General features: G+C 35.1%; 1 pseudogene. It reads right to left on the bottom strand.

The features are described 5' to 3' along the window. A pseudogene (locus WG67_RS07270) lies at nt 1–359 on the bottom strand (ankyrin repeat domain-containing protein); the annotation flags it as partial.

The raw sequence follows: 359 nt of genomic DNA, 5'->3' as shown, positions 1-359 counted from the left end.
TGGTACAGATAGGGCAGTAGCAAATGCAAGTGCAACACCAACTATCACTGCAGTTACAAAACACACAATAACACCTTTTACAATTGCATTTTTTGCAGATTGTTCTTTTTCTTTCACAATTGCATTTTTTCCAATTTGTTTTTCTTCCTTTTTCTCTGGAAGCTGCATTACATCTTTATTTTCAGTAAGATCCTTTGGCGTTTTTTTATTCTCATTTTTTAACGTTTGCTTTTTTTCCGCTTCCTCTAAAAGCTGAATTATACCTTGATCTTTAGTGAGGTCTCTTGGCGTTTTTCCATCAACATCTTTTAATGAAGGGTCTGCTCCAGCTTCTAGCAGAACTTTTACTATACCTTCGT

The sequence above is a fragment of the Wolbachia endosymbiont of Drosophila incompta genome (genome assembly GCF_001758565.1).
In the GTDB taxonomy this organism is placed as follows: Bacteria; Pseudomonadota; Alphaproteobacteria; order Rickettsiales; family Anaplasmataceae; genus Wolbachia; species Wolbachia pipientis.
The sequence above is the reverse complement of the archived record's forward strand: the minus strand, read 5'-3'. Positions and strand labels throughout refer to the sequence as shown.